Annotated in this window: 15 protein-coding genes; 1 reads left to right on the top strand and 14 read right to left on the bottom strand. The window is 70.6% G+C overall.

What is annotated here, in order from left to right; genetic code table 11:
- Positions 1-86: 86 nt before the first annotated feature.
- Complete coding sequence (fmt, locus tag JIX56_RS38460; RefSeq protein WP_257547636.1) at positions 87-1,019, bottom strand: methionyl-tRNA formyltransferase; 933 nt, start codon at positions 1,017-1,019, stop codon at positions 87-89.
- 495 nt (positions 1,020-1,514) lie between these two features.
- Here fmt and JIX56_RS38455 point away from each other — a divergent pair, with 495 nt between their 5' ends.
- Positions 1,515-2,075, top strand: a complete 561-nt coding sequence (locus JIX56_RS38455; RefSeq protein ID WP_257547634.1) for a hypothetical protein — start codon at positions 1,515-1,517, stop codon at positions 2,073-2,075.
- Positions 2,076-2,205: 130 nt separating this feature from the next.
- On the opposite strand, the gene JIX56_RS38450 is transcribed toward JIX56_RS38455, so the two are convergent.
- The 13 genes from JIX56_RS38450 to JIX56_RS38390 all read right to left on the bottom strand — a co-directional run bounded on the left by JIX56_RS38450 (position 2,206) and on the right by JIX56_RS38390 (position 18,246).
- Entirely contained in the window at positions 2,206-4,389 is a 2,184-nt protein-coding gene (locus JIX56_RS38450; RefSeq protein WP_257547632.1) for a primosomal protein N', read from the bottom strand.
- A 143-nt stretch (positions 4,390-4,532) separates the two neighbouring features.
- Complete coding sequence (gene metK / locus JIX56_RS38445; RefSeq protein WP_257547630.1) at positions 4,533-5,741, bottom strand: methionine adenosyltransferase; 1,209 nt, start codon at positions 5,739-5,741, stop codon at positions 4,533-4,535.
- Positions 5,742-5,981: 240 nt separating this feature from the next.
- Positions 5,982-7,184, bottom strand: coding sequence for a bifunctional phosphopantothenoylcysteine decarboxylase/phosphopantothenate--cysteine ligase CoaBC (coaBC, locus tag JIX56_RS38440; RefSeq protein ID WP_257547628.1), 1,203 nt, complete (start codon positions 7,182-7,184; stop codon positions 5,982-5,984).
- A gap of 144 nt (positions 7,185-7,328) precedes the next feature.
- Positions 7,329-7,598: a DNA-directed RNA polymerase subunit omega gene (rpoZ, locus tag JIX56_RS38435; protein WP_257547626.1), complete on the bottom strand. Its 270-nt coding sequence runs from the start codon at positions 7,596-7,598 to the stop codon at positions 7,329-7,331.
- Positions 7,599-7,662: 64 nt separating this feature from the next.
- The gene (gmk, locus tag JIX56_RS38430) at positions 7,663-8,256 is read right to left on the bottom strand and encodes a guanylate kinase (protein WP_257547625.1); all 594 of its coding nucleotides are present in this window, start codon (positions 8,254-8,256) and stop codon (positions 7,663-7,665) included.
- A 60-nt stretch (positions 8,257-8,316) separates the two neighbouring features.
- Positions 8,317-8,640, bottom strand: coding sequence for an integration host factor (locus tag JIX56_RS38425; RefSeq protein ID WP_003977346.1), 324 nt, complete (start codon positions 8,638-8,640; stop codon positions 8,317-8,319).
- 300 nt (positions 8,641-8,940) lie between these two features.
- Entirely contained in the window at positions 8,941-9,780 is an 840-nt protein-coding gene (gene pyrF / locus JIX56_RS38420) for an orotidine-5'-phosphate decarboxylase (RefSeq protein WP_257547624.1), read from the bottom strand.
- Entirely contained in the window at positions 9,777-10,883 is a 1,107-nt protein-coding gene (locus JIX56_RS38415; protein ID WP_257547623.1) for a quinone-dependent dihydroorotate dehydrogenase, read from the bottom strand. The genes pyrF and JIX56_RS38415 overlap by 4 nt, the downstream gene beginning before the upstream one ends.
- An 87-nt stretch (positions 10,884-10,970) precedes the next feature.
- The gene (carB, locus tag JIX56_RS38410; protein ID WP_257547622.1) at positions 10,971-14,279 is read right to left on the bottom strand and encodes a carbamoyl-phosphate synthase large subunit; all 3,309 of its coding nucleotides are present in this window, start codon (positions 14,277-14,279) and stop codon (positions 10,971-10,973) included.
- On the bottom strand, positions 14,272-15,414 hold the full coding sequence (carA, locus tag JIX56_RS38405) for a glutamine-hydrolyzing carbamoyl-phosphate synthase small subunit (RefSeq protein ID WP_257547621.1): 1,143 nt from the start codon (positions 15,412-15,414) through the stop codon (positions 14,272-14,274). Before carA ends, carB begins: the two co-directional genes overlap by 8 nt.
- Entirely contained in the window at positions 15,411-15,977 is a 567-nt protein-coding gene (locus tag JIX56_RS38400) for a PH-like domain-containing protein (RefSeq protein ID WP_257547620.1), read from the bottom strand. The genes carA and JIX56_RS38400 overlap by 4 nt, the downstream gene beginning before the upstream one ends.
- Positions 15,974-17,260 carry a dihydroorotase gene (locus tag JIX56_RS38395; protein WP_257547618.1) on the bottom strand — a complete coding sequence of 429 codons (1,287 nt, stop codon included), beginning with the start codon at positions 17,258-17,260 and terminating at the stop codon, positions 15,974-15,976. Before JIX56_RS38395 ends, JIX56_RS38400 begins: the two co-directional genes overlap by 4 nt.
- Positions 17,261-17,265: 5 nt before the next feature.
- The gene (locus tag JIX56_RS38390) at positions 17,266-18,246 is read right to left on the bottom strand and encodes an aspartate carbamoyltransferase catalytic subunit (protein ID WP_257547616.1); all 981 of its coding nucleotides are present in this window, start codon (positions 18,244-18,246) and stop codon (positions 17,266-17,268) included.
- Positions 18,247-18,331: the final 85 nt, after the last annotated feature.

Here is an 18,331-nt window from a genome sequence, read left to right as displayed (position 1 = left end):
CTCGCGCCGCCAGAGCCGCTCGGGACTGTCGGCGACCTGTTGGCGACAACCGTGCCTGCTGGGCCGATTCGACCAACCGCCGGGCCTCAGTCGCCGACGGACTCCCCGGAGCCGATCCGCACCCCGCGCGCCCAGTCGGCGGCCCGCATCGGCTTCTTGCCCTGCGCCTGCACCCAGAGCAGTTCCACGGCGTACGACCCGGTCCCGACGTACACGTTGTTCTTGCCGACGTCGAGCGCGCCCGGGGCGAGATCCGTGCGCTCGGGCACCGGCACGACCTGGATGAGCTTCAACCGCTCACCACGGAACGTCGTCCACGCACCCGGCGCCGGCGTGCACCCACGCACCACCCGGTCGACGCGCAGCGCGGGCGCGGCCCAGTCGATCTGCGCGTCCTCCACGGTGATCTTCGGCGCGAGGGTGATCCCCTCTACGGGCTGCGGCACGGCCTTCAGCGTTCCGTCCTCGATGCCGTCCATCGTGGCGGCGAGCAGCCCGGCCCCCGCGAAGGCGAGCCTGGTCAGCAGATCACCGCTCGTATCCGTCGGCCGGATCTCCTCGGTGACCGTCCCGTACACGGGCCCGGAGTCGAGCCCCTCCTCGATGAGGAACGTGGAGGCCCCGGTGATCTCGTCCCCCGCCATGATCGAGTGCTGCACGGGCGCGGCACCCCGCCATGCGGGCAGGAGGGAGAAGTGCAGGTTGACCCACCCCTGGGCCGGCACATCAAGGGCGACCCGCGGCAACAGGGCCCCGTACGCCACGACCGGACAGCAGTCGGGGGCGATCTCCCGGAGCCGCGCGAGAAACTCCTCGTCCCGGGGCCGGTTCGGCTTCAGCACCTCGATGCCCGCTTCCGCCGCCCGCTGCGCAACCGGGCTCGCGACCAGCCGCCGCCCCCGCCCCGCCGGCGCGTCCGGCCGCGTGACGACAGCGGCCACCTCATGCCTCCCCGACGCGATCAACGCGTCCAACGCGGGAACAGCGACCTCTGGGGTACCAGCGAAGACAAGCTTCATGGATGACTGACGGCCTCTCGAACGAAAGTTCATACACCCGCACGCCACAGCGCGGGACAACACACCAGTCTATGTTCCACACCCCGTCCCACGACCGCCGGACGAACAGCCCCACAAACCACGACCGCCGGACGAACAAACCCCACAGCAACGACCGCCGGACGAACAAACCCCACAGCAACGACCGCCGGACGAACAAGCCCCACAGCTACGACCGCCGGACGAACGACAGCCCGCAGCCGCCGGCGGCGAAGCACCCCCACGGGAGGCCCGAACGTGTCAGCCGACTCGCACGGGCGGTGCGCGGGTGGGAGACCCCGTCAAACCCCAGCGGCAGCGGGGGCGCACCCCCACCCGCGCGCCCCGCGCATATGCCGCCACGCCCCCACACCGTGACCAGCGGAGCGAATTCGCGTTGGTCAAGAAAGAGTTGACCGATACGGGCCGCAATCGCGGCACCTCCCCTTTTTCAACGCCGGTTCGAGAGGCTTGTTCATGGCCGACCACGCAACCCACGACGCCCAGGCTCGGGCCAGCCTGCACTTGCTGGTGCGGGACATCGAGCGGGTCCGCCGGCAGGTGGACGCACTGCGCACCCTCACCGCCCAGTTGGGCAACGTCTACCGCCCGCGCCGCTCCGGCCCCTCCACGGGCTTCGTCGTCTACGGACGCGCCCCCGCCCCGACCGTCCGCCTCGCCCAGGAGCTGCGGGACAGCGTCGAGACCCTGGTCACGGCCGCCGTGGACTTCGACCGCTCACTCGGTTTCTCGTGGGACGCGGTGGGCTCGGCCCTCGGGGTCACCAAACAGGCCGTACACCGCCGTTACGGCGCCCGCCGCGCCGCCGCCCAGGCCGCGGCGGAGGCGGAGCGCACGGGAGACCCCCAGGGCAGCAACCGCGCTGTCAACGTCGGCTCCGGCATCCCCACGGTCCCCGCGGCCCGCTCGGTGCCGGCCCAGATGCCCGCGCACATGCCGACCCAGCCGACAGCCGGCAGCCCCACCCTCCGCGACGAGGTGAGACCCACGGCCTTCCCCGGCCCGCGCAACGGCTGACCGACCCCCCGACTGCCTCCCGGTGTCCGACCGGGAGGTAGTCGCCCATCAACCCACCGAACTCCTCCGCCACGGCGGGCAAACCCCCTCGAAGGCCCCCCGCCCCCTACGACGGCCCCTCGTCAACGGCTCACCCGATGTCCAACGGATCCACCCGAATCCGCACCCGGGCCCCTTCATTCCCCCCACGAGCCATCCGCGCCGCCTGCGCACTCTTCAACGCACCGGCCAGTGCCGCCCCACTCCCCGGCGGCACCCGAATCAACGCCCGCTCCCACTGCTCCCCCACGGGCGGCGCCCCCACCCGCCGGCCCTTCCCCGCCTCGGCGACAGGCCCAGGGCCGGGCCCCGGCGCAGGCATGGGCACGGGCCCCAACACCTCAGCATCCGGCGGCAGTTCGACCGCCCCCAGAAATTCGACCAGGGCCTCGGCGGTCCCGGACACGGCGGCCATCCGAGAGACCGGCGGAAACCCCAGCTCGGCCCGCTCGGCGAGTTCCCGCACGGCGTGCCCCACCGGATCCCACCGCACGAGCGCCTGTACGGGCCGCAGGGTCGGCTCGGCGACGACGACGACCGTCCCGCCGGCCCCCTGGTTCCGTACGAGCGCTGCGGCACCGATCCACCGCCGCAGCGCGTCCTCCCCGGCCCGCAGATCGGGCCGTCCGAGCATGGCCCACCCGTCGAGCAGCAGTGCGGCGGCGTACCCGCCCTCGGCGACCGGTTCGGCTCCCGGCGTACTCACGACCAGCGCGGGTGTCCCCGGCACGGTGTCCAGCACCTGCTCCCGCCCGGAGGTCCGCACGGGCACGGCGGGAAAGGCCCGCCCCAGTTCCTCGGCGGTCCGCCGCGCCCCCACGACCTGCGCCCGCAGCCGGTAGCCACCGCACTCGGGGCAGTGCCAGCCGCCCTCCTCGCGCCCGCACCACCCGCAGGCCAGGGCTCCGGCCTCGTCCCGCGCCTCCAGCGGCCCCGCACAGCGCCGGCACCGCGCGGGCTCCCGGCACCGCGCACAGGCCATCCGCGGCACATACCCCCGCCGAGGCACCTGCACGAGCACGGGGCCGTCCCGCAGCCCGTCCCTCGCGACCTGCCAGGCGAGACTCGGCAACCGTGCCGCCCGAGCCGCCTCGTCCCGCGCCAACTCCCCGTCCCCCACGGTCCGCACCAAGGGCGCGGCAGCCCGTACCTGTTCTCTCCCGGCGACGATCGGCGCGGCCCACCCACTCTCGACGAGCTGGGCGGCCTCGACCGTACAACCCCAACTCCCCAGCAGAAAGGCGCACTTGTCACGAGAGGCCCGTAGCTCCAACACCTCCCGCACATGCGGAAAGGGAGCGTTGTCATCACTGTGGCCGGCGTCGCCGTCGTCCCAGATGACGACCAACCCAAGATCGCGCACCGGCGCGAACATGGCCGCCCTAGTCCCGACGACAGCCCGCACGGCCCCCCGCCGCACGGCCAGCCACTCCCGGTACCGCCGCTCCTGCCCCGCGTCGGCGGTCAGCAGCGCATGCCGCCCCTCCCCCAGGAGCCCCCTGAGCGCCTCGTCGACCCGAGCGGCGGGCCGCCCGGCCGGTACCACGACGAGCGCACCCCGCCCCGACGCCAGCGTCGCCTGCACGGCCCGGCCGATCTCCTCGGCCCAGTCCGGCCCCGGCAACGCGGTCCACACGGCCCGAGGCGCACCCCCACCGGCCAAGGCCCGCAGAAAGTCCTCGCCCCGCCCATACCGCCGCCAGGACCCGGGCTCGGGCTCGGGCGGAGGAGGAGGCGGCCCCCCCATCTCCACGGCCTCCGCCCGCGCATGCCGAGGCGGAACGGCCAACTGCAGCACATCCGCGAGGCTCCCCGCATACCGATCCGCCACGGCCCGCGCCAGCCCCAGCAACTCGGGCCCCAGCACGGGCTCCGGCGAAACGACCTGCGCGAGCGCGGCCAAGGGCCCTGAGTAGTCCGTTTCGGCGACCCGCTCGACGAGAAACCCGTCGATCAGCGCGCCCCCCTCCCGCCGCCCCTCCCTGACGTTGCGCCCCCCGGCCCCGAACCGCACCCGAACCCGAACCCCGGGCTGGGCGACGGCATCCAATTCCTCCGGCACGGCATAGTCGAAGTACCGGTCAAGATGCAGCACACCCTTGTCGACCAGCACCCGAGCGACCGGCAACGCCTTCGCCAGCGCCGCCCCCCGCCAGGTCCGCGGCTTCGCCCGCGGCACCTTGGCCTTCCGCACCGCCTCCCGAACAAGCGCGAGCTGCTCCGGCCCCGCGTCCCCCGCCGCGCCGCCGCCCCTCTTCCCATCCTCGCTGCTCACACTCGCATTCTTACCAAACCCCACTGACATCCGACGCCGCCCACGGTCGGCCATCCGATGTGCCGGGGAGGCGATGAACGCGGCGAGGCCCGGCGCCCCCAAGGGACACCGGGCCTCGCCGGAGAACGGAAGAGTCGCAGGCCTTACAGACCCGCCGCCTCGCGCAGGGCCTCGACGCGGTCCGTGCGCTCCCAGGTGAACTCGGGGAGTTCGCGGCCGAAGTGGCCGTACGCGGCGGTCTGGCCGTAGATCGGGCGGAGGAGGTCGAGGTCGCGGATGATGGCGGCCGGGCGGAGGTCGAAGACCTCGTCGATGGCCTTCTCGATCCGGTCGGTGTCGACCTTGGCGGTGCCGAAGGTCTCGACGAAGAGGCCGACGGGCTCGGCCTTGCCGATGGCGTAGGCGACCTGGACCTCGCAGCGGGAGGCGAGGCCCGCCGCGACGACGTTCTTGGCGACCCAGCGCATCGCGTACGCCGCCGAACGGTCGACCTTGGACGGGTCCTTGCCGGAGAAGGCGCCGCCGCCGTGGCGGGCCATGCCGCCGTAGGTGTCGATGATGATCTTGCGGCCGGTGAGGCCGGCGTCGCCCATCGGGCCGCCGATCTCGAAGCGGCCGGTCGGGTTGACCAGGAGGCGGTAGCCCTCGGTGTCCAGCTTGATGCCGTCGTCCAGGAGTGCCTTCAGCTCCGGCTCCACCACGAACTCGCGGATGTCGGGGGCGAGGAGGGACTCCAGGTCGATGTCGCTGGCGTGCTGGGAGGAGACGACGACCGTGTCCAGGCGGACCGCCTTGTCACCGTCGTACTCGATGGTGACCTGGGTCTTTCCGTCGGGACGCAGGTAGGGGATGGTGCCGTTCTTACGGACGTCGGACAGGCGCTTCGACAGGCGGTGGGCCAGGAAGATCGGGAGCGGCATCAGCGTCGGCGTCTCGTCCGACGCGTAACCGAACATCAGGCCCTGGTCGCCCGCGCCCTGCTTGTCCAGCTCGTCGTCGTCGCCCTCGACCCGGTTCTCGTAAGCCGTGTCGACACCCTGCGCGATGTCCGGGGACTGCGCGCCGATCGACACCGACACACCGCAGGAGGCGCCGTCGAAGCCCTTCTTCGACGAGTCGTAGCCGATGTCCAGGATGGTGTCGCGGACCAGCTGGGCGATCGGCGCGTACGCCTTGGTCGTGACCTCACCGGCCACGTGCACCAGGCCGGTCGTGATGAGCGTCTCCACGGCGACACGGGACTTGGGGTCCTCGCGCAGGAGCGCATCGAGAATGGCATCGCTGATCTGGTCAGCGATCTTGTCGGGGTGACCCTCGGTCACAGACTCCGAGGTGAACAGACGACGGGACACAACGCTCCCTGGGGTTGCAGCGGCTGCTGGCTGATCATGGACGGACGTGCTCGGGGGCTGCGCCCGGCGTCGTCCGAGAACAGTTTATCGGTCGGGCTCGGCCACCGGCCCACCTGTCTCGCCTCTCGGGAGCTCTGTGACCTGCGGCACGTGCATTCTGCCCAATGGCCGTCGGTGTCCGCCAGGGTCGCCACGCCTCAATGTGCGAGGTTCGAGGGGACCGTGGCGCGAATGGACCAGTCAGTCCAGGCGGCTGGCAACCAGGTCCCACACCGTTTCGGCCAGGGCTTCCTTCGGGCCGTAAGGCACCGGGGTTTCACTCCCGTCGGCTCCCAGCACAACGGCCTCGTTCTCCTCCGAGCCGAAGGTCTTACGCTCCCCCACCTCGTTCACCACCAGCAGATCGCACCTCTTGCGTGCCAGTTTGGCGCGGCCGTTGGCGAGGACGTCGTCGGTCTCGGCGGCGAAGCCGACGACCACCTGGCCCGGGCGCGAACGGTCCGCCGAGATCTCCGCGAGGATGTCCGGATTACGCACCAGGACGATGGGATCGGGCTCCTGGCCGTCCTTCTTCTTGATCTTTCCGGCGGCGTATGTGCCGGGGCGGAAGTCAGCCACCGCGGCCGCCATCACCACGGCGTCCGCGTCCGGTGCCGCCTTGAGCACTGCCTCGCGCAGCTGGACCGCCGTGCCGACCCGTACGAGGTCCACTCCCGCGGGGTCCGGCAGCCCGGTGTTCGCCTCGATCAGCGTGACCCGGGCGCCCCGCGCGGCGGCCGTACGCGCCAGGGCATAGCCCTGTTTGCCGGAGGAGCGGTTGCCGAGGAAGCGGACCGGGTCGAGGGGCTCTCGGGTGCCGCCGGCGGTCACGACGACGTGCCGGCCGGTGAGGTCCGGCTCGGTGACGCCCCGGGCCAGGACCCGGCGGCAGATCTCGAAGATCTCGCCGGGGTCCGGCAGCCGGCCCTTGCCGGTGTCGACGCCGGTCAGCCGGCCCACGGCGGGGTCGATGACGAGGGCGCCGCGGCGGCGGAGCGTGGCCACGTTCTCCTGGGTGGCCGGGTGCTCCCACATCTCGGTGTGCATGGCGGGGGCGAAGACGACCGGGCAGCGGGCGGTGAGGAGGGTGTTCGTGAGGAGGTCGTCGGCGAGGCCGTGGGCGGCCTTCGCCAGCATGTCGGCGGTCGCCGGGGCCACGATCACCAGGTCGGCCTCCTGGCCGATGCGGACGTGCGGGACCTCGTGGACACTGTCCCACACCTCGGTGGAGACCGGATGGCCGGACAGCGCGGACCAGGTGGCGGCACCCACGAAGTGCAGCGCGGAGTCGGTCGGTACGACCCGTACGTCATGGCCGGACTCGGTCAGCCGGCGCAGCAGCTCGCACGCCTTGTAGGCGGCGATTCCACCGCTGACCCCCAGAACGACCTTCGGCTTGCCCACCGGGCCTCCCCGCACTCGAACCCGAACCTGACAGACGTACACCGCGGCTCGTCGGCGTACGCGTCCATCACACACCACAGGCCCGGCAGTCGCGCTGCCGGGCCTGTGGAAAAACCAACCGCAAGCTGAAAATAGTACCGACGCTTACGCGGGGCCCTCGATGGCCTCGGACGTCAGCAGACCCGCGTTGATCTCGCGCAGGGCGATCGAGAGCGGCTTCTCGTGGACGTGGGTGTCGACGAGGGGACCGACGTACTCGAGGAGGCCCTCGCCGAGCTGCGAGTAGTACGCGTTGATCTGGCGGGCACGCTTGGCCGCGTAGATCACGAGGCTGTACTTCGAGTCGGTTGCCTCGAGGAGCTCGTCGATCGGCGGGTTGATGATGCCCTCGGGCGCGGAGATGGAAGAGGACACGCTCTACCTTCCGATGGATGGGAAAAGATCGGTCGTGATCACAGAAATCGGACAGAACCCGTGATCACACAACATCCATCAAGGCTAGCAGCTCGCGGGCCACGTCCTCGACGGAGGTGTTGACCAGGGTCACGTCGAACTCCGGCTCGGCCGCCAGCTCGATCTTGGCCGCCTCCAGGCGGCGCTCGATCACCTCCGGCGGCTCGGTGCCCCGCCCGGTGAGCCTGCGCACCAGCTCCTCCCAGGAGGGAGGAGCCAGAAACACCAGTTGGGCCTCGGGCATGGTCTCGCGGACCTGCCGTGCGCCCTGGAGGTCGATCTCCAGCAGGACGGGCTCGCCCCGCTCCAGGCGCTCGAGCACGGCGGCCCGGGGAGTGCCGTAGCGGTTACCGGCGAACTCGGCCCACTCCAGCAGCTCGCCGTTGGCGATCAGCTTGTCCATCTCCTCGTCGGTGACGAAGAAGTAGTGGACTCCGTGCTGCTCACCAGGGCGCGGCTTCCGGGTCGTCGCCGACACCGAGAGCCAGACCTCGGGGTGTGCCTTGCGCATATGGGCGACGACCGTGCTCTTACCGACCCCTGAGGGGCCGGAGAGCACGGTCAGCCGCGGACGTACGTCCGGGGGCTCGGGGGTCGTCCCCCGGAATGTTGCAGCCATGCAGCGATTATTCCAGCAATCCCGGAGTGCCCGGGACTCCCTTCCCGTCAGTGCCCCGGTTCAGGAACCGGTGCTGCCGAACTCACGCTCCAGGGAAGCGATCTGGTTGGAACCGAGGCCGCGTACACGACGGCTCTCGGAGATACCGAGTCGCTCCATGATCTGCTTGGCGCGGACCTTGCCCACGCCAGGCAGGGACTCGAGCAGCGCGGAGACCTTCATCTTGCCGATGACGTCGTTCTCCTGGCCCTGCTTGATGACCTCGTGCAGGGAGGCGCCGGAGTGCTTGAGTCGATTCTTGACCTCGGCCCGCTCCCGGCGAGCCGCGGCGGCCTTTTCGAGCGCGGCTGCGCGCTGTTCAGGGGTAAGGGGCGGAAGAGCCACGCCTACGTCACCTCGGATGTCGAACTGTCGGATACGGACCGGTGAGGAACCTAGTCGCCCCACACCTGAGGAGCTACGAGCAACACGCTTGCCCGTTCTCCCCCACTGCCTTGAGGGGCGTGGGAGGTGCCCCCACTCGTCGGAGACTAGCGGCCAACTCCGCCAGAGTCAGCGAGAACAGAGGAAAAGTCCTGGTCAGCCTCCATGGAGTCGGACATATGCCGCATATTGCCCCGGATTTGAGAATGTATTCAGACTCAAGCCGTCCGGTAAGCGCCATCGCGGCAGTCATCGGAGGTCTCAGCCGACGGCCACCGCGGCCCGGATCTCGTCCGCGAAACGGTCCGAGGCGTCACGCAGAGCGACGATATCGGGACCGTGACGCAGAACACCCCGGCTGACGTTCGGGACCACATGGCGCACGGCCGCCCCGAAGACCGCCGGGAGATCGGCCGGAGTGGCCCCCTGCGCGCCGATCCCGGGCGCGAGGAGAGGTCCGTTGATGTTCAGGTCGTACGACGAGAGGTCGCCCAGCGTGGCCCCGACGACGGCCCCGAAGGAACCCATGGGCTCCTCCCCCGCGTTCTCGGCCGCCAGGTGCGCCAGCATCGTCGCTCCGACGTTCCGCCCGTCGCCGCGCACGGCGTGCTGCACCTCGCCGCCCTCCGGGTTGGAGGTCAGCGCCAGCACGAACAGACCGGCCCCGCTCTCGCGCGCGAGGTCCACGGCGGGCTTCAGCGAGCCGTAGCCCAGGTACGGCGACACGGTCAGCGCGTCCGAGAAGAGAGGCGCGTCGTTGTGCAGGAAGGTCTCGGCGTACGCGGCCATGGTGGAGCCGATGTCGCCGCGCTTGGCGTCCATGACGACCAGCGCGCCGGCCGCCCGAGCCTCCTGGACGGACTTCTCCAGTACCGCGATGCCGCGCGAGCCGAAGCGCTCGAAGAACGCGCTCTGCGGCTTGAAGACGGCCACGCGGTCCGCCAGCGCCTCGACGACCGTGCGGCTGAAGTGCTCCAGGCCCGCGATGTCGTCGCTCAGGCCCCAGTCGGCGAGCAGGGAGGCATGCGGGTCGATACCGACGCACAGCGGCCCGCGTTCGTCCATGGCACGGCGCAGCCGCGCACCGAAGGGCTCCGTCATACCGTCTTCCTCACGTCGGCGCCGACCGCGTCGGCGAGGGTGGCGTACGGGCTCGTACGGAGGCGTGCGGCGAGTCCCTTGTGGATGGCGCGCGCCCAGAAGGGGCCCTCGTAGACGAAGGCGCTGTAGCCCTGGACCAGCGTGGCGCCGGCCAGGATGCGCTGCCAGGCGTCCTCGGCGTTCTCGATGCCGCCGACGCCCACGAGGGTGATCCGGTCGCCCACGCGCGCGTAGAGGCGTCGCAGGACCGCGAGGGAGCGGGCCTTGACGGGCGCGCCGGAGAGGCCGCCCGCCTCCTTCACCAGGGAGGGTTCGGATGTCAAACCGAGTCCCTCGCGCGCGATGGTGGTGTTCGTGGCGATGATCCCGTCCAGGCCCAGCTCCACGGCGAGGTCGGCGACGGCGTCGACGTCCTCGTCGGCGAGGTCCGGCGCGATCTTCACCAGCAGCGGCACCCGGCGCGTGCGCACGGTGCGGTCGGCGGCCTCGCGGACGGCGGTCAGCAGGGGACGCAGCGCCTCCGTGGCCTGGAGGTTGCGCAGGCCGGGCGTGTTGGGCGAGGAGACGTTCACGACCAGGTAGTCGGCGTACGGGGCAAGGCGCTCGGTGGACTTCACGTAGTCCCCGGCGGCCTCGCCCTCCGGGACGACCTTGGTCTTGCCGATGTTGACACCCACGACGGTCCTGAAGACGGGCGTACGGGAGGCCAGCCGCGCGGCGACGGCGAGCGAGCCCTCGTTGTTGAAGCCCATACGGTTGATCAGCGCGCGGTCGGCGACCAGGCGGAACAGCCGCTTCTTGGGGTTCCCGGGCTGCGCCTCGCCCGTCACCGTGCCGATCTCGACGTGGTCGAAGCCCAGCATCGACATACCGTCGATGGCGACGGCGTTCTTGTCGAAGCCGGCGGCCAGGCCGAAGGGGCCGTGCATGCGCAGCCCGAACGCCTCGGTGCGCAGTTCCTCGTAGCGGGGCGCCAGCACGGCCGCGACGAAGGTGCGCAGCACGGGGATGCGGGCGGCGAGGCGGATCCAGCGGAAGGCCAGGTAGTGGGCCTCCTCGGGGTCCATCCGTTTGAAGACCAGACGGAAGAAGAGCTTGTACATGTTCCTGTCCTCGAAGGCACCTCACGAAGAGGTCTCATGGATCTCATGAAGAGGGGGACACCGTTTCCGGTGTCCCCCTCAGGGCTGCTAGTCGCGGGCCGCGGTCAGGTGTTCGGCGTGTTCCTGGAGTGAGCGCACACCCACGTCGCCGTGGTTGAGCGCGTCGATGCCCTGGACGGCCGCGGCGAGCGCCTGGACCGTCGTCAGGCACGGCACGGACCGGGCCACGGCCGCCGTGCGGATGTCGTAGCCGTCGAGGCGGCCGCCGGTGCCGTACGGGGTGTTGACGATGAGGTCGACCTCGCCGTCGTGGATGAGCTGGACGATGGTCTTCTCGCCGTTCGGGCCGGTGCCCTCGGACTGCTTGCGTACGACGGTGGCGTTGATGCCGTTGCGCCGCAGGACCTCGGCCGTGCCGGACGTGGCGAGCAGTTCGAAGCCGTGGGCGACGAGTTCACGCGCGGGGAAGATCATCGAGCGCTTGTCGCGGTTGGCGACGGAGATGAACGCGCGGCCCTTGGTGGGCAGCGGCCCGTACGCGGCGGCCTGCGACTTGGCGTACGCCGTGCCGAAGACCGAGTCGATGCCCATGACCTCGCCGGTGGAGCGCATCTCCGGGCCGAGGACCGTGTCGACGCCGCGTCCGTGGATGTCGCGGAAGCGCGACCACGGCATGACGGCCTCCTTGACGGAGATCGGTGCGTCGAGCGGCAGCTCACCGCCGTCACCGTTGGCCGGAAGCAGTCCCTCCGCCCGCAGCTCGGCGATGGTCGCGCCGAGCGAGATCCGGGCGGCGGCCTTGGCCAGCGGCACCGCGGTCGCCTTCGAGGTGAAGGGGACGGTGCGGGAGGCGCGCGGGTTGGCTTCGAGGACGTAGAGGATGTCGCCGGCCATCGCGAACTGGATGTTGATCAGGCCGCGCACGCCGACGCCCTTGGCGATGGCCTCCGTGGAGGCCCGCAGGCGCTTGATGTCGAAGCCGCCGAGGGTGATCGGGGGCAGGGCGCACGCCGAGTCGCCGGAGTGGATGCCGGCCTCCTCGATGTGCTCCATGACGCCGCCGAGGTAGAGCTCCTCGCCGTCGTACAGCGCGTCGACGTCGATCTCGATCGCGTCGTCGAGGAACCGGTCGACGAGGACCGGCCGGGAGGGGCTGATCTCGGTCGACTCGGCGATGTACGACTCCAGCCGGGTCTCGTCGTACACGATCTCCATGCCGCGGCCGCCGAGCACGTACGACGGCCGTACGAGGACGGGGTAGCCGATCTCGTCGGCGATGGCCTTGGCGCCGGCGAAGGTGGTCGCCGTGCCGTGCTTCGGGGCCGGGAGGCCGGCTTCGGCGAGGACCTGGCCGAAGGCGCCGCGGTCCTCGGCGGCGTGGATGGCCTCCGGGGAGGTGCCCACGACCGGCACGCCGTTGTCCTTGAGCGCCTGCGCCAGGCCCAGCGGGGTCTGGCCGCCGAGCTGCACGATGACGCCCGCGATCGGGCCGGCCTGCGCCTCCGCGTGGACGATCTCCAGCACGTCCTCCAGCGTCAGCGGCTCGAAGTACAGGCGGTCGGAGGTGTCGTAGTCCGTGGAGACGGTCTCCGGGTTGCAGTTGACCATCACGGTCTCGTAGCCCGCGTCGCTGAGCGCGAAGGAGGCGTGGACGCAGGAGTAGTCGAACTCGATGCCCTGGCCGATGCGGTTCGGGCCGGAGCCCAGGATGATGACGGCCGGCTTCTCCCGCGGCGCGACCTCCGTCTCCTCGTCGTACGAGGAGTAGAAGTACGGCGTCTTCGCCGCGAACTCCGCGGCGCACGTGTCGACCGTCTTGTACACCGGGCGCACGCCCAGCGCATGGCGGACCTCGCGCACGACGTCCTCGCGCAGCCCGCGGATCTCACCGATCTGCTGGTCGGAGAAGCCGTGCCGCTTGGCCTCGGCGAGCAGCTCGGGGACCAGCCGCTCGGCGGCGGCGAGTTCGTCCGCGATCTCCTTGATCAGGAACAGCTGGTCCACGAACCAGGGGTCGATCTTCGTGTACTCGAAGATCTCCTCCTGCGTGGCACCGGCGCGGATCGCCTCCATGACCGTGTTGATCCGGCCGTCGGTCGGGCGGACCGAAGCCTCCAGGAGCTCCTTCTTGTCGCCCGTCTCGCCGACGAAGGTGAACTGCGAGCCCTTCTTCTCCAGCGAGCGCAGCGCCTTCTGGAAGGCCTCGGTGAAGTTGCGGCCGATCGCCATGGCCTCGCCGACCGACTTCATGGTCGTGGTCAGCGTGGAGTCGGCGCTCGGGAACTTCTCGAAGGCGAAGCGCGGGGCCTTCACGACCACGTAGTCGAGGGTCGGCTCGAAGGAGGCCGGGGTCTTCTCCGTGATGTCGTTCGGGATCTCGTCGAGGGTGTAGCCGACGGCCAGCTTGGCGGCGATCTTGGCGATCGGGAAGCCGGTGGCCTTCGACGCGAGGGCCGAGGAGCGCGACACCCGCGGGTTCATCTCGATGACGATGATGCGGCCGTCGACGGGGTTCACCGCGAACTGGATGTTGCAGCCGCCGGTGTCGACGCCGACCTCGCGGATGATCGCGATGCCGATGTCGCGCAGGCGCTGGTACTCACGGTCGGTCAGCGTCATCGCGGGCGCGACGGTGATCGAGTCGCCGGTGTGCACGCCCATCGGGTCGAAGTTCTCGATGGAGCAGACGACCACGACGTTGTCGTTCTTGTCGCGCATCAGCTCCAGCTCGTACTCCTTCCAGCCGAGGATGGACTCCTCCAGGAGCACCTCGGTGGTAGGGGAGAGCGTGAGGCCCTGGCCGGCGATCCGGCGCAGCTCCTCCTCGTCGTGGGCGAAGCCTGAGCCGGCGCCGCCCATGGTGAAGGAGGGGCGGACCACGACCGGGTAGCCGCCGAGCTGCTCGACGCCCTTCAGCACGTCGTCCATCGAGTGGCAGATGTAGGACCGGGCGGACTCGCCGTGCCCGATCTTCTCGCGGACCGCCTCGACGACACCCTTGAAGAGGTCGCGGTCCTCGCCCTTGTTGATCGCCTCGACGTTGGCGCCGATCAGCTCGACACCGTACTTCTCCAGCACACCCTGCTCGTGCATGGAGATCGCGGTGTTGAGCGCCGTCTGGCCGCCCAGGGTGGGCAGCAGCGCGTCCGGGCGCTCCTTGGCGATGATCTTCTCGACGAACTCCGGGGTGATCGGCTCGACGTACGTGGCGTCGGCGATCTCCGGGTCGGTCATGATCGTCGCCGGGTTGGAGTTGACCAGGATGACCCTGAGGCCCTCGGCGCGCAGGATGCGGCACGCCTGGGTGCCGGAGTAGTCGAACTCGGCGGCCTGGCCGATGACGATCGGGCCGGAGCCGATGACCAGGACGGACTGGATATCGGTGCGCTTAGGCACGCTGGCCCTCCATCAGGGATACGAAGCGGTCGAACAGGTAGGCGGCGTCGTGCGGGCCCGCTGCCGCTTCGGGGTGGTACTGGACACTGAAGGCCGGCCGGTCGAGGAGCTGCAGCCCCTCCACCACGTTGTCGTTGAGGCACACGTGGGAGACCTCGGCGCGGCCGTAGGGGGTCTCGGAGACCTGGTCGAGCGGGGCGTCGACGGCGAAGCCGTGGTTGTGCGCGGTGACCTCGACCTTGCCGGTCGTACGGTCCTGCACCGGCTGGTTGATGCCGCGGTGGCCGTACTTCAGCTTGTAGGTGCCGAAGCCGAGCGCGCGCCCGAGGATCTGGTTGCCGAAGCAGATACCGAAGAGCGGCGTGCCGCGCTCCAGCACCGCCTGCATGACGGCGACGGGGTGGTCGGCGGTGGCCGGGTCGCCCGGGCCGTTGGAGAAGAACACGCCGTCGGGGTTGACGGCGAACACGTCCTCGGCCGTCGCCGTGGCGGGCAGTACGTGCACCTCGATGCCGCGTTCGGCCATGCGGTGCGGGGTCATGCCCTTGATGCCGAGGTCGACGGCGGCGACGGTGAACTTCTTCGTGCCGATCGCCGGGACGACGTACGTCTCCTTGGTGGCGACCTCGGCGGAGAGGTTCGCGCCCTTCATCTCGGGGGCCTGGCGGACCTCGGTGAGCATGGTGCCCTCGTCGGGCAGCGCGTTGCCGGAGAAGATGCCGACGCGCATGGCACCGCGCTCGCGCAGATGGCGGGTGAGGGCCCGGGTGTCGATGCCGCTGATGCCGACGACACCCTGCTGGTCCAGCTCCTCGTCGAGCGAGCGCCGGGAGCGCCAGTTGGAGGGCACGCGCGCGGGGTCGCGTACGACGTATCCGGAGACCCAGATCTTCTTGGACTCGGGGTCCTCGTCGTTGACGCCCGTGTTGCCGATGTGCGGGGCGGTCATGACGACGACCTGGCGGTGGTACGACGGGTCGGTGAGGGTCTCCTGGTAGCCGGTCATCCCGGTGGAGAACACGGCCTCGCCGAAGGTCACCCCCACGGCCCCGTAGGCACGGCCGCGGAAGATCCGGCCGTCCTCCAGGACGAGTACGGCGGGAACCCTGGTGGCTCCCCGGGTGGAGGTCGTCATCGTGCGCCTTCCGTTTCCGTCTTGTTGATCAACTGGTTCAGGGTGTCGACCCACTCGTTGTGCTCGGCCGCGCGGTCGGAGCGGAATCCGGAGTCGAGCAGCTTGCCGCCGTGCTCCCAGGTGACGACCAGCAGCCCGCCCTCGGTGAGGACCTTGCCGGCGATGCCCTTGTCGAGCCGGGCCTCGCGCAGGGCCCGGGCCGGGACGAAGAAGTCCGTCGCTCCCGGGCGTACGACGTCCAGGCCCGCGTCCGTCAGCGTCAGCTCGACCCGGCTGCGGGTGCCCAGGCCGTGCGCCACGATGCGGTCGAGCCACTGCCCGGCGGTGGTGGAGCCGTGGTAGCGGCCGCTCATGCCCAGTTTGGCCTCACCGGGCTCGTCCGGCGCGGTGAAGAGGGCGGGCAGGTCGCTCTGGAGCGTGCCGCGCCATTTCCAGCCCTCGCGCATCAGCCAGTAGACGAGGGCGACGAAGAGGGCGAGTCCGACGACCCAGCCGATCCGCGCGGCCCAGTCGGTGACCTCGGCCGATTCCTTCTCGGCGGCCAGCAGAATTACAGGTGTCACGTGAGCTTCCCGTCGACGAGCGTGGCCTTGCCCCGCAGCCACGTGTGCGTGACACGGCCCGGCAGCTCACGGCCCTCATAGGGGGTGTTGCGGCTGCGCGAGGCGAAGCCCGCGGGATCCACCGACCCACGGTAGGCCGTGTCGACGAGCGTGAGGTTGGCGGGCTCACCTGCCGAGACGGGACGTCCATGACCAGCCGCCTGCCCGATCCTGGCCGGCGTGAAGGACATGCGGTCCGCGACACCCGCCCAGTCGAGCAGGCCGGTGGCGACCATCGTCTCCTGGACCACCGACAACGCGGTCTCCAGGCCGACCATGCCCATGGCGGCCGCGCCCCACTCGCAGTCCTTGTCCTCGTGCGGGTGCGGGGCGTGGTCGGTGGCGACGATGTCGATCGTGCCGTCGGCGAGCGCCTCGCGCAGGGCCAGCACGTCGCGCTCGGTGCGCAGCGGCGGGTTGACCTTGTAGACCGGGTCGTACGTCCGTACCAGCTCGTCCGTGAGGAGGAGGTGGTGCGGGGTGACCTCGGCGGTGACGTCGATGCCGCGGGACTTGGCCCAGCGCACGATCTCCACCGAGCCCGCGGTCGACAGGTGGCAGATGTGGACGCGGGAGCCCACGTGCTCGGCGAGCAGGACGTCCCGGGCGATGATCGATTCCTCGGCCACCGCCGGCCAGCCGCCGAGGCCCAGCTCGGCGGAGACGACGCCCTCGTTCATCTGGGCGCCCTCGGTCAGCCGCGGCTCCTGCGCGTGCTGGGCGACGACCCCGCCGAAGGCCTTCACGTACTCCAGCGCGCGCCTCATCATCACCGCGTCGTCGACGCACTTGCCGTCGTCCGAGAAGACGGTGACCCCGGCGGCCGACTCGTGCATCGCGCCCAGCTCGGCGAGCTTCTTGCCCTCCAGGCCGACGGTGACGGCCCCGATGGGCTGGACGTCGCAGTACCCGTGCTCCCGGCCGAGCCGGTAGACCTGCTCGACCACACCGGCGGTGTCGGCGACGGGGAAGGTGTTGGCCATGGCGAAGACGGCCGTGTAGCCACCGGAGGCCGCCGCGCGCGTGCCGGTCAGCACGGTCTCGGAGTCCTCACGCCCGGGCTCCCGCAGATGGGTGTGCAGATCGACGAGCCCCGGCAGGAGCACCTTGCCACCGGCCTCGACGACCACGGCGCCCTCGTCGGAGAGCCCCACACCGATCTCGGCGATGATCTCGCCGTCGATCAGGACGTCCTGCGGCTCGCTGCCCAGCACCTTCGCACCACGGATAAGGATCTTGCTCATCGTTCTTACTTCTCCTCGGTGGTGCGGGTGTGGGTGACGGCGGGCTCGTTGCCGCCCAGGAGCAGATACAGCACGGCCATCCGGATGGAGACTCCGTTGGCGACCTGCTCGACGACGGTGCAGCGGTCGGAGTCGGCGACCTCCGCCGTGATCTCCATGCCGCGGACCATCGGGCCGGGGTGCATCACGATGGCGTGCTCGGGCATCCGCGCCATGCGGTCGCCGTCGAGGCCGTAGCGCCGCGAGTACTCGCGCTCGGTCGGGAAGAACGCGGCGTTCATCCGCTCCCTCTGCACGCGCAGCATCATCACCGCGTCGGACTTGGCGAGCGTGCTGTCGAGGTCGTACGAGATCTCGCAGGGCCAGGAGTGGACGCCGACCGGCACCAGGGTGGGCGGGGCCACGAGGGTGACCTCGGCGCCGAGGGTGTGCAGCAGGTCGACGTTGGAGCGGGCGACGCGGCTGTGCAGGACGTCACCGACGATCGTGATGCGCTTGCCGGACAGGTCCTGGCCGAGCCCGGCGTCCCGGCCGACGAGACGGCGGCGCATGGTGAAGGCGTCGAGCAGGGCCTGGGTGGGGTGCTGGTGGGTGCCGTCACCGGCGTTGATCACGGCGGCGTCGATCCAGCCGGAGGTCGCCAGGCGGTACGGGGCCCCCGAGGCACCGTGCCGGATGACGACGGCGTCCACGCCCATGGCCTCCAAGGTCTGGGCGGTGTCCTTGAGGGACTCGCCCTTCGACACCGACGACCCCTTGGCGGAGAAGTTGATGACGTCCGCGGAGAGGCGCTTCTCGGCGGCCTCGAAGGAGATCCGGGTGCGGGTGGAGTCCTCGAAGAAGAGGTTGACGACGGTACGACCGCGCAGGGTCGGCAGTTTCTTGATCGGCCGGTCGGCGACCCGGGCCATCTCCTCGGCGGTGTCGAGGATCAGGACGGCGTCGTCGCGGGTGAGGTCGGCGGCCGAGATGAGATGACGCTGCATCTTTCAGGCTCCGTAAGGCAGTTCAGTGTGGGGAGGCGAGGTCCCGACCGGCCGGGCACAGCCGGGCAGGCGGGCGCGCGGAGGC

Source organism: Streptomyces sp. CA-210063, assembly GCF_024612015.1.
In the GTDB taxonomy this organism is placed as follows: domain Bacteria; phylum Actinomycetota; class Actinomycetes; order Streptomycetales; family Streptomycetaceae; genus Streptomyces.
The sequence above is the reverse complement of the archived record's forward strand: the minus strand, read 5'-3'. Positions and strand labels throughout refer to the sequence as shown.